Source organism: Pedococcus sp. KACC 23699, from assembly GCF_045348425.1.
In the GTDB taxonomy this organism is placed as follows: Bacteria; Actinomycetota; Actinomycetes; order Actinomycetales; family Dermatophilaceae; genus Pedococcus.
This window is the reverse complement of record NZ_CP157483.1, coordinates 3,526,438-3,540,661: the sequence shown is the minus strand read 5'-3', so window position 1 is coordinate 3,540,661 and position 14,224 is coordinate 3,526,438. Positions and strand designations below refer to the sequence as shown.

Here is a 14,224-nt window from a genome sequence, read left to right as displayed (position 1 = left end):
GCAAGGGCCGGCCTTCAACACCCGATGAGCACCAAGCGGGCTGACCTTCACCCAGACCCGATGACGGGCGCCGCCCGGCGGCGGATGATGGGCCCATGCCCAACGAGCCGCCGACTGGTCCCCACCACGGGCCGCCCAGCGACGCCGGTTCCGGACAGGAGGGTCCTCCTGCGGATCCGGAGACCTACGTGTGGCCCCTGGTATCACTCATCGTCGTCATCCTTCCGCAGGTGCTGGTGCCGACGAAGATGCGCGAAGGACCTCCGCTCGCCGTGCCCGTGACCGAGGCAGTGGTGCTCCTGCTGCTCCTCGTCGTCGCAGCCAAACCAGGACCTGTCCCACGCGCTGCTCGCCCCTTGATCCTGTCGTTGTTCGCCGTCCTGGTCCTGGCGAACACTGCTGCTGCGGTCAGGCTCGTGGCACTCGTCCTGCGAAGCACTCCCGCAGGCGAGGCGCCCCCGACCGTGACCCAGCTGCTCGTCACGGCCGTCACCCTGCTCGCCACCAACATCGTCACGTTCGGGCTGCTCTACTGGCAGCTCGACGGCGGTGGACCCGCCGTACGCCGGCTGGGTGCCGTGCGCTATCCCGACTTCCAGTTCCCGCAGACGAGCACCGAGGGATTGGCACCGCCCAGCTGGCAGCCACGATTTCCCGACCACCTCTACCTGGCGTTCACCAACGTCGTCGCCTTCAGCCCCACCGACACGCTCCCGCTCACTCATCGCGCCAAAGGACTGATGGCGAGCCAGTCGTTGATCTCCCTCGGGGTTCTCGCCGTGGTGCTGTCCCGGGTGATCAACATCCTTCCCTCCTGACCCCCGATCACCGATCACGGATCACCGATCACCGATCACCGATCACCGGCGCTCGATCACCTGGTGCCCGCCCGTGTCATCGGCGTGAACGGGCTGACCTTCTCCTCACCGCCATGGATCGCCACACAGCTGGACTCCGGCACCTCACGCCAGGCGCCGCGCAGCTCCCCCAAGGGCTCGGAGACGACGAGGCGCGCGTCGTCGGACAGCTCGTGAAGAGCGGGGTTCTCCGGATACTGGTGCTTGAGCATGGAGACGTCGGTGCTGTGGAACAGCGACCGTGACCGTCCGTCGCTCGAGTAGCGAAACGCCCACGTGGTCGCGCCGTCGGTGGTGGCAAACGTGCCCTGCACAGGGAATTGGACGTGGTGCCGCTCCGCCACCTCTTCCACGAGACCCACGGCTCGGGCCACTGCGGCCTGCGGGTCATCCTCCAGACCGAAGGACAGCGCGAGGAAGAAGAGCAGCTCTGAGTCCGTCGTGCCTTCGATGTCGGCATAGCGGTCCGGGTCCACCGCAAGCGCGAGGTCGCGTTTCATCGCGTGGAACCCGTCGATGAACCCGTTGTGCATCCACAACCAGCGCCCTTGTCGGAACGGATGACAGTTCGTCTGCTGCACGGGAGAGCCGATCGCAGCGCGGATGTGGGCGAACACCCGCGGCGAGGAGATGTGAGCCGACAGGTCCCGAAGGTTGCGGTCGTTCCACGCCGGCTCGATGCTCCGGAAGATCCCCGGCGTCTGCGGGGACCCGTACCAGCCAATGCCAAAACCATCGCCGTTCGTGGCTTCCGCACCCATCGTGGAGTGCATGCTCTGCACGATCAAGGAGTGCTCCGGCTTGTAGAGCAGATCCTCCACGAGGACCGGTGAGCCCGAATAGGCCAACCATCGACACATCTGAAACCTCCTACGTCCGTCTCTGTGACCAGTGAGTGACCAGTGACTCGCCGGCTGGCCTGCGATGACCACGTCACACCGTGCGGGCCAACGCAGGCCAGAGGACAAGGTCACTTGTGCGGGGGGACCTTGGGCCCTGTCCGTGGTGCTCGGCGCCCCGGGAGGCTGGGCGCGGACAGGTCGGCTCCACTGCGCGAAAGGTCTCAACCATGGCTCCCTGGCTCGCGTGAGCAGGCAGGGCAGGTGACTGACACGAGTGCGCCGTCCGGCGCACCAGGTGGACTGGACCCGGCGAGCATCGTCCGCTCCAGGGCCTACCTCTCCGCCCTGGTGCTCGCTGCGCTGCTGGGCATCCCCGTCTCGGCCGTCGCCTATGGCTTCCTCGGCCTCGTCGCGGCGATCCAGAAGTACCTCTTCGACAAGCTCCCCTCTCACCTCTTCGGGGAGGCCACGCCGGCGTGGTGGCCCATACCGTTGCTCATGCTCAGCGGGCTGCTGGTGGCACTGACGATCCGTCATCTGCCAGGCACGGCGGGTCACTCCCCTGCGCTGGGGTTCCAGACTGGTTCGGGGCCCGCGCGCGGCAAGGACCTCCCGGGCATCGCGCTCGCCGCGCTGGCCACGCTCGGCCTCGGGGCGGTCCTCGGACCGGAGGCGCCGCTCATCGCCATCGGGGGCGGCCTGGCGGCCCTCACGGTCCGCCTGGCCAAGAAGGACGCGCCGCCGATGGCGGTGACGATCATGGCGTCCGCCGGCAGCTTCGCCGCCGTGAGCACCCTGCTCGGCTCGCCGTTGCTCGGTGCCTTCCTCATCATGGAGGCGGCCGGCATCGCCGGCGCAACACTGAGTCTCGTCGCGCTGCCGGGCCTGCTGGCGTCCGGCATCGGCGCACTCGTCTTCGTCGGCTTGGATGCCTGGACCGGACTGGGCACCTTCTCGCTCGCCCTGACCACGGTGCCTCCCGGGGCCCAGCCGACGATCGCGTCACTGCTGTGGGCCGTGCCGGTCGGCATCCTCGGCGCGCTGCTCGGTTGGGCCGTGCGGTGGATCGGGCTGTCGATACGGCCCCTCGTCCACCGCAACCGGGTGCCGGCGACAGTGGCCCTGGGTCTGCTGATCGGGTTGTGCGCCACCGCATACCAGCTCATCACCGGACGCGGCGCCGAGCAGGTGCTGCTCTCCGGGCAGACCGCGCTGCCGTCCCTCGTGGCGGACGCAGCGACCTACCCCGTCGGCGTCCTCCTCCTGCTCGGGGCGCTCAAGGCCCTTGCCTACGGTCTGTCACTGAGCGCTTTCCGCGGTGGGCCGGTCTTCCCCGCGATGTTCATCGGGGCGGTGCTCGGCATCGCCGTCAGCGGCCTTCCCGGTATGGAGCTCGCAGCCGCCATCGGCACAGGCATCGGCGCGATGTGCTGCGCCATGCTTCGGCTGCCCCTCACCTCGGTCCTCCTCGCGACCCTGTTGATGGGCACCGACGGCCTGACGGTCGTCCCCGAGGTGGTCGTCGCGGTGGTCGTGTCGTTCGTCGTCTCGGCCGTGCTCCGGGCGCCAGGCGCCCGTCGGGATCCCGGCCCTGGCGCGGACCCCGAAGTCACCCCTTGAGAGTGAGCCGCGCGGACCAGGGTCGGTCGATGGTGGAACCTTCGACTCCCGCGCGGAGGAAGCCAGCCGGATGAGCATGAGACCCGAACGCCTCAACGCGACCGTCGCCTGGCTCTTCATGGCCGGATCGGCGTGCTTCGTGGTGGGTTCGGTGCCGGCCTACCTCAACGCGGTCGGTGGATGGGCTGACGGCGTCACCTACGTCGTCGGGTCGGTCTTCTTCACGAGCGCCTCCTACGGCCAGCTCGTCCAGGCGCAGTCCCCCGCGACCACCGCCGTCGACACGGTGACCCAACACCAGCCTGCGCCCGTGCACCTCTTGGGGTGGGCACCCCACGACCGCGGCTGGTTGGCTGCAGCCATCCAGTTCCCGGGCACGCTGTTCTTCAACATCAGCACCACCGCCGCACTGGCACACAACGCGACGGCCGCGGAGTCGAACCGGTACGTGTGGCGCCCAGACATCTACGGGTCGGTGCTCTTCCTCGTGTCGAGCGCGGTGGCCGTCCTCGCAGTGTCCCACCGGTTCTTCAGCGTCCAGCCCAAGTCGTTCCCGTGGCGGATCGCCTGGCTCAACATGGCCGGCTCCGTCCTCTTCATGGCCTCGGCCATCGCCAGCTACCTGGTCCCGAGCACCGACGCCTTGCTGAGTGCGCGCCTGGCGGTCGTCGGCACCCTCACCGGCGCCCTGTGCTTCCTCGCAGGAGCCGCGCTGATGCTGCCCGCCTGGCGCCGCTCGCTCGCCCCCGCCGCGACCACGACGCCCCACTGACTCCGACGCCCCACACACTCCCAGCGTCACCGACTCCAACACCTCGTCACCCCAAGGAGAAGCGCATGACCACCCCGCCCGAGATCACCGCCGTCGCAGCGTTGTACGGCAACCGCTTCATCACCCAGGAGGTGCCCAGCAGGGAGTTCCCGGCTGCGGGGATGACCGCCGTCGACGCCATGCGGCTCGTGTCCGAGGACCTTGCCCTCGAGGGCGACCCCGGCCGCAACCTCGCCACCTTCGTCACCACCTGGATGGAGCCGGAGGCACAGCGGATCATCGCCGAGAACCTGCACCGCAACTTCATCGACCACGCGGAGTACCCGCGCACGGCCGAGATCGAGCAGCGCTGCATACGGATGCTCGCCGACCTGTTCCATGCCCCTGGCGCCACCACCGGGGCACGGACCCAGGGATCGTCCGAGGCGATCATGCTCGGCGGCTTGTCGCTGAAGTGGAACTGGCGCACCCGCCGGCAGGCCGAGGGCGGCTCCACCGAGCGTCCGAACCTGGTTTTCGGCGGCGACGTGCACGTCGTCTGGGAGAAGTTCTGCCGCTACTTCGACGTCGAACCGCGGATCGTCCCCCTCCAGCCGGGGAAGTACACCATCGGTCCGGAGGACGTGGCGCCGCACGTCGACGAGAACACCATCGGGGTGGCGGCCGTGCTCGGCACGACCTTCACCGGGCACAAGGACGACATCGTCGGCATCAACGACCTGCTCGTCCAGATCAAGCAGGAGCGCGGCCTCGACGTGCCACTGCACGTCGACGCCGCCAGTGGTGGCTTCGTGTGGCCGTTCCTGTATCCGGACTCGCCGTGGGACTTCCGGCTCGAACAGGTGCGCTCGATCAACGTCTCGGGACACAAGTTCGGCCTGGTCTACCCGGGGATCGGCTGGCTGGTCTTCCGCGAAGTCGCAGACCTGGCACCGGATCTCGTCTTCAAGGAGAACTACCTCGGCAAGACCGACTCGACCTTCACCCTCAACTTCTCCACGGGGTCGGCCATGGTGCTGGCGCAGTACTACAACCTCGTCCGTTTCGGCCGCGAGGGCTACACCTACATCATGCGCAACATGCAGGAGAACGCTCGGAAGCTGGGCGACCTGCTCGAGCAGACCGGGCGTTTCGAGCTGATCGGACGGGACGAGGAGCAGCTCCCGCTCGTGGCCTTCCTGCTGTCGGGCACCCAGGACTACGACGAGTTCGACATCGCCTGGCAGCTCTCGGCCGAGCGTGGCTGGATGGTCCCTGCGTACACGCTTCCCCCTGACGCACAGGACATCACGATCATGCGCGCCCTGGTCAAGGAGTCGATGAGCCGCGAGCACGTCGACACGCTGGCCCGCGACATCGAGCAGGCCTGCACGACGCTCGCCGCCAAGGGGAGGGCGCACGAGTCGGAACGAGCCAGGATGGTCACGGGTCCCGGGCACTGAACACCCGAGACGGGTGATCTACGGCGACCCTTCACAGGCCAGTCTTGGAGACATCATGTGAGGAGGACCCACCTTGCGACGTCCCGATCGGTCACCGCGATGAGCACCGCACCGTCTGGGAAGACGACCGGGCGGTTTGTCCGCCTGTTGCCCATCGCAGGGTGGATGAGGACCTATGACCGGAGCTGGCTTCGGGGTGACCTGATCGCCGGAGTGACGGTGGCCGCGCTCATCGTGCCGAAGAACCTGGGGTATGCGGGTATCGCCGGCGTCCCTCTGCAGAACGGCCTCTATGCAGCCGCAGCCGGCGCGATCCTGTACGCGATCTTCGGCACGTGTCGGCAGATCTCGATGGGTCCGAGCTCCGGTCTTGCGGCTGTGGCGTCGAGCGCCGTGGCGACCGCCGGGCTCACCGAACCGGGTGACATCGCGTCGTTCGTGGCGGGCACCACCCTCGTCTCCGGTCTGCTGTTCCTGCTCCTCGCCGTGCTTCGGATGGGGTGGCTCGCCCAGTTCCTCTCCCGGGCAGTGGTGACCGGGTTCCTGTTCGGTGCCGCGATCGACGTGGTCATCGGAGAGCTCCCCAAGCTCACCGGCACGGACACCTCCGGATCGAACTCGTTCCAGGAGCTGCGTTCGTGGCTGGGGTCACTGGGCGAGACGCACACTGCCACCGTCATCGTCGGAGTCGTGGCACTCGTCGTGGTGTTCGGCCTCCGAGTGGTGGCGCCGCGAGTTCCCGGCGCGCTGGTCCTCGTCGTCGGTGGGCTCCTCACGTCCTACCTGTTCGACTTCGGCGCCCGCGGCGTCGCTCTGGTCGGAGACGTTCCGAGCGGCCTCCCGTCGTTCGAGATCCCCAACGTGTCGCTCATGCTGGACCACGCTGGCACCGCCATCCTGGCCGCGCTCGCCTTGATGTTGATCGGCTTCTCGCAGACCGCCGGTGACGCGCGGGCGTTCTCGGCCAAGCACCGATACCAGATCGACGTCGACCAGGAGTCCGTCGCCCAGGCGGCTGCCAACATCGGTTCGGGCGTCCTCCACGGCATGCCGGTGTCGACCAGCCTCTCGGCCAGCTCGCTCAACGATCATTCGGGGGCCAAGACCGGACTGGCGTCGATCACCTCCGGCGCCACCGTGCTGCTCACCCTGCTGTTCCTCGCTCCCCTGTTCTCCCAGCTGCCGAAGCCGGTCCTTGCCGCGCTGATCATCGAAGCCGTCGTGATGGGCATGATGAACGTGCCCGAGATGCGGAGGATCTACCGGGTCCAGCGGTTCGACTTCTGGGTCGCCGTTGCGGCGATCGTCGGAACCCTCGCGTTCGGAGTGCTCGCTGGCGTCATCGTCGGGATCGGGTTGTCCCTGATCTGGCTCGTCGCGGTGGCGACCCACCCACACATCGCCATCCTTGGCCGCGAACCGGGCACCCAGGTGTTTCGCGACGTGGTCGAGAACCCGGACGACGAGCAGGTGGCAGGCGTCGTCGTCGTCCGGTTCGACGGCGGGCTCTTCTTTGCCACCGCGGATGCCCTGGAGGACTGGATCCGGACGCTGATCCAGTCCTCGAAACCCGCCTGCGTGGTTCTCGACTGCGAAGGCATGAACTTCCTGGACTCACAGGGATCGGCAGCCATCGACGACCTCCTGGTGCTGTGCCGTCAGGCGGAGGTCACGCTCCGGCTGGCGCGGGTGAAGCCCGAGGTCCGCGCGACCCTGCAGCGGGAGGGCACGATCGAACGTCTCGGCACGTCACACATCCACGGCAACGTCGACCGCGCCGTCGAGGAGCAGCTCCACCGGTAGAACCTCGGGTGCGGAAGCGCCATACGACATGACCAGAGTCGGTCACGGCGCGCTGGAACCCCTCGACGACGGACGGTGCGCGGGGTTACGGTCCTGACGTGTGGGAGACCCCAGAGGAACTGGCAGCGCTGCAGTCACTCTTGGACGACTCCTTGGCGCGCTCCACCCCCCACCTTCGTTCCATCGTCAACGAGCGCACCATGACCGCCGACCAGCTGACGCAGGTCCTCTCCGGGATGTGCACGCTGGCGCTGTCCACGGTGACCGCGAAGGGTGAGCCACGGATCAGCGGCGTCGACGGTCACTTCCTCCACGGCGCGTGGCACTTCGGCACCGCGCGCACCGCGGCCAAGGCCCGCCACCTCTCAGCCCGCCCCAGCGCCAGCGTCGCCCACATGCGCGGCGAGGATCTTGGCGTGTTCACTCACGGCACCGTTCAGCCCCTGAACCCAGCGGACGGCGAGCCCGCGGCAGACTGGTCCGAGCTGCTCGCCTACTTGCAGGACTTCTACGGCGCCGACGCCTTCGACTGGGAGCACGAGGTGACCTACTACCGCTTGCAACCGCATTGGATGACGGTGTTCGCCCCCGACGTGTCGAGGCTCCTGTCAGGGTCTCCCCAGGGACATGCCGAATAGCCTCTGATCGGCCACGGCAGAGAACGGCCGGAGGCGTTCACGCAGACGCTCGCTGGCCTTGTGACTCTGCTGCCGCAGATCGAGGGCGGCTTCGCCAACGATGCGTCAGGCAGGCTGGCTCAACCGTTGGCTTTGAGGCGCCCGAGCCGGGTCCAGGTCTCGACGACGGTGTCGGGGTTGAGCGACATCGTGTCGATGCCCTGCTCCAGCAGCCACTCGGCGAGGTCGGGGTGGTCGCTGGGCCCCTGCCCGCAGATACCCACGTACTTGCCGCGGGCCTTGCACGCCGCGATTGCCGTGCAGAGCATGAACTTCACCGCCGGGTCGCGCTCGTCGAAGCCTGCTGCCACGAGGCTGGAGTCACGGTCGAGGCCGAGCGTCAGCTGCGTCATGTCGTTCGAGCCGATCGAGAACCCGTCGAAGTGGTCGAGGAACTGGTCGGCGATGACGGCGTTCGACGGCAGCTCGCACATCATGATCACCGACAGGTCGTTCTCACCGCGACGAAGTCCATTCTCCCCCAACAGGTTGATGACGCCCTCGGCCTCGGTGACGGTGCGGACGAACGGGATCATCACCTTCACGTTGGTCAGCCCCATGTCGTCGCGGACGAAGCGCAGTGCTTCGCACTCCATCGCGAAGCACTCTCGGAACTCCTCGGAGAGGTACCGGGAGGCGCCGCGGTACCCGATCATCGGGTTCTCCTCGTGCGGTTCGTACAGCTCGCCGCCGACGAGGTTGGCGTACTCGTTGGACTTGAAGTCCGACATCCGCACGATGACGGGCTTGGGAGCGAACGCCGCCGCGATGGTCGCCACGCCCTCGGCAACACGCTGCACGAAGTACTCCCGAGGTGAGGCGTATGGCGCGACCGCGGCGTCCACCTTGTCCCGCACCTCCCCGGTGAGCTGCTCGTGGTCGAGCAGGGCCTTGGGGTGGATCCCGATCTGGCGGTTGATGATGAACTCCAGACGCGCCAGCCCCACGCCCTCGTTCGGCAGGCGGGAGAAGGAGAATGCCTGGTCCGGGGTGCCGACGTTCATCATGATCCCGACGGGGATCTGCGGCATGGCCTGCATGTCGGTCTCCTCGACGGCGAAGTCGAGCAGCCCTTCGTAGACGTACCCGGTGTCGCCCTCGGCGCACGAGACGGTGACCTCGCGGCCGTCTGCGAGCTCCTGCGTGGCGTTGCCTGCTCCGACGACAGCAGGGATGCCGAGCTCGCGGGCGATGATCGCCGCGTGGCAGGTGCGGCCACCCCGGTTCGTCACGATCGCACTGGCCCGCTTCATGATCGGCTCCCAGTCGGGGTCGGTCATGTCGGCGACGAGCACCTCCCCCGCGTTGAAGTCGCGCATCTGGTCGGCGGACTTCAGCACCCGGACCGCGCCGGCGCCGACCTTCTGCCCGATCGCTCGTCCCTCGACCAGCAGCGGCCCCTTCTCGTTGATGCGGTAGCGCGAGATCGTCGTCGCCGACTGGCGGGACTTCACCGTTTCGGGGCGGGCCTGGAGGATGTAGAGCTGGTCGTCGGTGCCGTCCTTGCCCCACTCGATGTCCATCGGCCGGCCGTAGTGGTCCTCGATGACCAACGCGTGCCGCGCCAGCTCCTCGACCTCGGCGTCGGTGAGGCTGAGCAACGGCTGGTCGGCCGGGTCCACGTCGACGAACTCCGTCGTGCGCCCCACGGCCGCGTCGGAGGTGTAGACCATCTTCGTCGCCTTGCCCCCCACCCCTCGCTTCAGGATCGCCGGGCGTCCGGCGCGCAGGCCGGGCTTGTAGACGTAGAACTCGTCGGGGTTGACCGCGCCCTGCACGACCGCCTCTCCCAGCCCGTAGGAGGACGTGATGAAGACCGCGTCGTCGAAGCCGGACTCGGTGTCCATCGTGAACATCACGCCCGAGGCACCGACATCGGAGCGCACCATGCGTTGCACGCCCGCGGAGAGCGCGACGTCCTCGTGCTCGAACCCGTGGTGGACGCGGTAGGCGATGGCGCGGTCGTTGTACAGCGACGCATACACCTCCTTGACGGCCTGGAGGACGGCGTCGATCCCGCGGATGTTGAGGAACGTCTCCTGCTGGCCGGCGAACGAGGCGTCGGGGAGGTCCTCGGCAGTGGCGCTCGACCGGACGGCGAACGAGGCCTCGTCGTTCTCGGACACGAGCTGGTCGTACGCCGCGCGGATGTCGGCCTCCACGTCCTCGGGCAGCGCCTGCTCGATGATCGCCGCGCGCACCTTCTGGCCCACGTCGGCCAGCGCGATGACGTCCTCGCTGTCCAGGCCGGACATCAGCTCGACGATCGTCTGCGCCAGTCCCTTCTGCGCGATGAACCGGCGGTAGGAGTCCGCCGTCGTCGCGAACCCGTCGGGAACGCGCACCCCCGCCTCCGACAGGTTGCTCACCATCTCCCCGAGTGACGCGTTCTTGCCGCCCACCTGGTCGATGTCCTTCATTCCGAGGGTGGAGAACCACAGCACGTTCGTCATGGGCGACTTCCTTCGATGGCGGGGCGGGATCCGAGGGTCTGCAGGATGAGGGTGGACATCTCCTCCACCGAGCGGGTGGTGGAGTTGATGACCGGTATGCCGTTGGCCTTGTAGAGCGCGTCTGCTCGCCGGAGCTCCTTGGTGCACTGCTCCAGCGACGCGTAGGGAGAGTTCGGTCGCCGTTGCTGGCGCACCTCGCTCAGGCGGGCGGGTGTGGCGATGAGGCCGAAGCACCGGTCGCCGAGCTCGGCGATGGGACGGGGCAGCTTCGTCGTCTCCAGGTCCTCGTCGAGGAGGGGGTAGTTCGCCACGAAGACGCCGTGCTGCAGCGCGAGGTACATCGTCGTGGGCGTCTTCCCGCAGCGCGACGGTGCGATGAGGATGACCTCGGCCCGGTCCAGTGCGCGCAGGCTCTGCCCGTCGTCGTGCTCGATGGCGAACTCGATCGCCTGCATACGTGAGTTGTACCGCTTGATGTCACCCACCCCGTGGAGCCTTGCAGCGACCCGAGCCCCGGACGCACCGAGGATCGACTCCACCTTCTTCATGTGCATCTCGAAGAAGTCGATGATGGGGACGCGGGAGGTGCGCAGGACCTCACGGACCTCGTCGGTGGCAGCGGTGGTGAAGGCCAGCGGCGTCACGGGTCCGTCCATGGCCTTGTCGAGGATGGCCACGACCTTGCGCGCCTCATCGGCAGTGGCGATGAACGGGATCAGCCGACGTTCGAACACCATGTCCGGGAACTGGATGAGGAGGGCGTTGCCCATCGTCTCCGCGCTGATCCCTGTGCTGTCTGACAGGAAGAACACCGGGACCGGTGCACGCTCCATTGCGCTCCTTTCCGGCGACGGTCGATGACCGTGCCATGCGGCCGTTGCAGGACATCATGCCGTGCCTGTCCGGGTGGTGACCGGTGAGGTCCGGACGCCTGTCGCCGCCCGACGAGGCCCAGATCGAGATCAAGGCTGCTCAGCTGCTCCAAGGAGTCGACCGAGACACGGACCCATCAGCGCGTCCACGGTGACCTTCGTCCCTGCCGCGTCCACGCCCACCATGGTCCGCTGATCGCATCACAGAGGGGAGGAACTCCGATGACCGTTCCTCGCCAGCGGGCCACCACGACGCCGTCCGTGAGGCCCCGCTCTCCCGACGCCGACAACCTCAAGGTCTGCCTCGTGGTGGGGGTCATCGTGGCTCACGTGACGATGGCGTGGACCGGCCTGGGAACGTGGGTCTTTGACGAGCCACCTGTCGGTGAACCGATGCTGAGCGTCGCCACCTTGCTGGCGGTGATCGGCTCGCTGTTCGGGATGGCCCTCTTCTTTCTCATCGCCGGGGTGTTCACTCCGAGGTCCCTTGCCCGAAAGGGGCTGGGCCGGTTCCTCGCTGACCGGGCGATCCGGCTCGGGGCTCCGATGGTGTTCTTCGCGGTGGTGCTGAGTCCGATCGTCGAGTACGTCGACCCGGAGAACGCGGGCTGGGCCAAGGGCTTCGGCGCCTTCGCCGTGCACACCTGGTGGCCCCCGGTGCCGGGCCCGACGTGGTTCCTCGGCGTTCTCCTGCTGCTGTCCGTGGTGTACGCGGTCACGCGAACCCTCTTGCCTGCACGGACAAGCCACCCGACTCCCTTGCGAGCCCGCTACCTGGTGACCGCGGGCGCAGTAGTCGCACTCGCCTCCTACGCCTTGCGGTTTGCCATTCCCCTCGGGCAGGAGCGCTGGCACATGGCGCTCGGCCAGGCACCGGCGTGGGTGGTGGGTTTCACCCTCGGTGCGCTGGCTGGTGAACGCGGCTGGTTCGACCCGATCGAGGCGACGATGGCCCGCAACGGACGCCACGTCGCGTGGGGCGCGCTGGCCGGGTGCGTCGTCGTCATCGGGCTGGCCAGCGCGCTCGGAGCGAACATCGACGACTTTGGCGGTGGCGGCACATGGCAGTCACTGGTGGTGGCGGCCCTGGAAGCAACGCTCGTCGTGACGGTCCCGCTGTGGCTGCTGGACCTGTTCCGTCGCCGCTTCAACCACCAGGGTCCGCTGGCGCGCGAGATGAGCCGGGCCGCCTTCGCAGCGTTCATCGTCCACCAAGTCGTCCTCGTGGGGCTGGTCCTGGCGAGTCACCACGTGCCATGGGCCCCCGAGCCGAAGTACGTCACGGTGAGCGTGCTCGGTGTGCTCGGCTCCTTCGCGATCGGTTCCCTGTTGGTGCGGCTTCCGGGTGTCTCCCGAGTCATCTGAGCCCAGGAAGACCTCATCACCACGTCGGGCATTCCCTACTCGATCGTCCGTGCGACCCAGTTCTTCCCAGCGCAAAGATTCGTCCGCGACGCGACACAAGGGACCTTTGGCACTAGTCACGCCCAGAGACTTCGCCTCTACTTCGTTCCGCGTGGCGCCTGCCGCGGTCGGAGACCAGGAGACCAGACATGGCGAAGGACGTCACCGCACCATTTGGTGCTGACATCGAAGCGAGTGAGTCGCGCTCGATTGCCGGGACGCAGATCACCGCTCCCCCGGCCCCTGGGCAGCCGTCCTACACAGGGACCTCGTCACCTTGGGTGATGCTGGTGATGGCAACCGTGGGTTTCGCCGTCAACTTCTGGGCCTGGGCGCTCATCAGCCCCTTGGGTCCACTCTTCCGGACGACCGGATCACTCGGTGAGCTCAGCGAGTCCGACGTCGCGCTGCTGGTGGCCGTGCCTGTCGTGGTGGGCTCGCTGGGACGCATCGTCGTCGGCGGCTTGACCGACCGGTACGGCGGCCGGGTGATGTTCCCCATCGTCTCGGGCGTGACGATCCTGCCCATCCTGTTCATCGCCTTCTTCGCGCTCGAGTCGTACGCACTGCTCCTCCTCGGCGGTTTCTTCCTCGGGATCGCAGGCACGGCGTTCGCCGTGGGCGTCCCCTTCGTCAACGCGTGGTTCCCACCCGAGAAGCGCGGCCTCGCCATTGGCGTCTTCGGCGCCGGCATGGGCGGAACGGCCATCAGCGCCCTGACCACGGTCAAGCTCACGGCCCACCTCGGTGCGAGGTCTCCCTTCCTCATCACGGCCGCCGTGCTGGCGGCGTATGCCGTCGCTGCCTGGGTGATCCTGCGTGACGCCCCAGGCAGGGCCGTGCCCACCACCTCCCTTGCCTCACGGATCTCCGCGAACGCCCGGCTCCCGATCACCTGGCAGGCATGCCTCCTGTATGCGGTCGCGTTCGGTGGGTACGTGGCGTTCTCGGTCTACCTCCCCGCATACCTCAAGACCGCCCACCACCTCACCCCCGACAACGCCGCCAGCCGAATGGCGGGCTTCGTGCTCGTCGCGGTCGTCATGCGCCCGGTCGGGGGTTGGCTCGCCGACAAGGTGGGGGCGATCCCGGTGCTCGCGGCCGGTTTCGGCGTGGTCGTGGTGTGCGCAGGCATCTCGGCGGGGACCCCGCCCCTGCGGGGCGTCGGCACCGTCGCCTTCCTCGCCATGGCCGCCGCACTCGGATCCGGCAGCGGGGCCACCTTCGCCCTCATCGCCAAGGTCACCGAACCGTCCCGCGTCGGCGGCGTCACCGGACTCGTTGGAGCTGCCGGCGGCCTGGGCGGCTTCGTACCGCCCCTGGTCATGGGCTACGTGTACGGTCGCACAGAGTCCTACGCCATCGGCTTGTGGATGCTCTGCGCCACAGCCGCCCTCGCCCTGCTTCTCACCGTCACCGTCGTCCGACGAACAGCCGCCCAAGGACAGGAAGCGCGTTGAGCCCTCCGCGGAAGAACTCCAC

11 protein-coding genes are annotated in these 14,224 nt (G+C 67.9%); 8 read left to right on the top strand and 3 right to left on the bottom strand.

Annotation, left to right across the window (positions count from 1 at the left end):
- Window positions 1-95: 95 nt before the first annotated feature.
- Window positions 96-818, top strand: a complete 723-nt coding sequence (locus tag ABEG17_RS16585) for a hypothetical protein (protein WP_406830580.1) — start codon at window positions 96-98, stop codon at window positions 816-818.
- A 56-nt stretch (window positions 819-874) separates the two neighbouring features.
- Here ABEG17_RS16585 and ABEG17_RS16580 read toward each other — a convergent pair whose 3' ends face one another.
- Window positions 875-1,717, bottom strand: coding sequence for a class II glutamine amidotransferase (locus tag ABEG17_RS16580; RefSeq protein ID WP_406833226.1), 843 nt, complete (start codon window positions 1,715-1,717; stop codon window positions 875-877).
- Between the two features lie 243 nt (window positions 1,718-1,960).
- On the opposite strand from ABEG17_RS16580, the gene ABEG17_RS16575 reads away from it, so the two are divergent.
- From ABEG17_RS16575 to ABEG17_RS16555, 5 genes are all read left to right on the top strand, one after another.
- A complete protein-coding gene (locus tag ABEG17_RS16575; RefSeq protein ID WP_406830579.1) occupies window positions 1,961-3,319 on the top strand; it encodes a chloride channel protein in 1,359 nt (452 codons plus the stop codon).
- Between the two features lie 70 nt (window positions 3,320-3,389).
- On the top strand, window positions 3,390-4,091 hold the full coding sequence (locus ABEG17_RS16570; RefSeq protein WP_406830578.1) for a hypothetical protein: 702 nt from the start codon (window positions 3,390-3,392) through the stop codon (window positions 4,089-4,091).
- Window positions 4,092-4,156: 65 nt separating this feature from the next.
- A complete protein-coding gene (locus ABEG17_RS16565) occupies window positions 4,157-5,533 on the top strand; it encodes a glutamate decarboxylase (protein WP_406830577.1) in 1,377 nt (458 codons plus the stop codon).
- 99 nt (window positions 5,534-5,632) lie between these two features.
- Window positions 5,633-7,336 (top strand): SulP family inorganic anion transporter, encoded by a 1,704-nt coding sequence (locus tag ABEG17_RS16560; protein WP_406830576.1) that lies wholly within the window; start codon window positions 5,633-5,635, stop codon window positions 7,334-7,336.
- A 98-nt stretch (window positions 7,337-7,434) separates the two neighbouring features.
- The gene (locus ABEG17_RS16555; protein WP_406830575.1) at window positions 7,435-7,974 is read left to right on the top strand and encodes a pyridoxamine 5'-phosphate oxidase family protein; all 540 of its coding nucleotides are present in this window, start codon (window positions 7,435-7,437) and stop codon (window positions 7,972-7,974) included.
- Between the two features lie 119 nt (window positions 7,975-8,093).
- Here ABEG17_RS16555 and ppsA read toward each other — a convergent pair whose 3' ends face one another.
- Together ppsA and ABEG17_RS16545 are read right to left on the bottom strand one after the other, a co-directional pair.
- Window positions 8,094-10,466 carry a phosphoenolpyruvate synthase gene (gene ppsA / locus ABEG17_RS16550; RefSeq protein WP_406830574.1) on the bottom strand — a complete coding sequence of 791 codons (2,373 nt, stop codon included), beginning with the start codon at window positions 10,464-10,466 and terminating at the stop codon, window positions 8,094-8,096.
- The gene (locus ABEG17_RS16545; RefSeq protein WP_406830573.1) at window positions 10,463-11,299 is read right to left on the bottom strand and encodes a pyruvate, water dikinase regulatory protein; all 837 of its coding nucleotides are present in this window, start codon (window positions 11,297-11,299) and stop codon (window positions 10,463-10,465) included. Before ABEG17_RS16545 ends, ppsA begins: the two co-directional genes overlap by 4 nt.
- 261 nt (window positions 11,300-11,560) lie before the next feature.
- Between ABEG17_RS16545 and ABEG17_RS16540 the strand changes: the two genes are divergently transcribed.
- Window positions 11,561-12,703, top strand: coding sequence for an acyltransferase (locus ABEG17_RS16540; protein WP_406830572.1), 1,143 nt, complete (start codon window positions 11,561-11,563; stop codon window positions 12,701-12,703).
- Window positions 12,704-13,035: 332 nt separating this feature from the next.
- Window positions 13,036-14,202 (top strand): MFS transporter, encoded by a 1,167-nt coding sequence (locus ABEG17_RS16535; RefSeq protein ID WP_406830571.1) that lies wholly within the window; start codon window positions 13,036-13,038, stop codon window positions 14,200-14,202.
- Window positions 14,203-14,224: the final 22 nt, after the last annotated feature.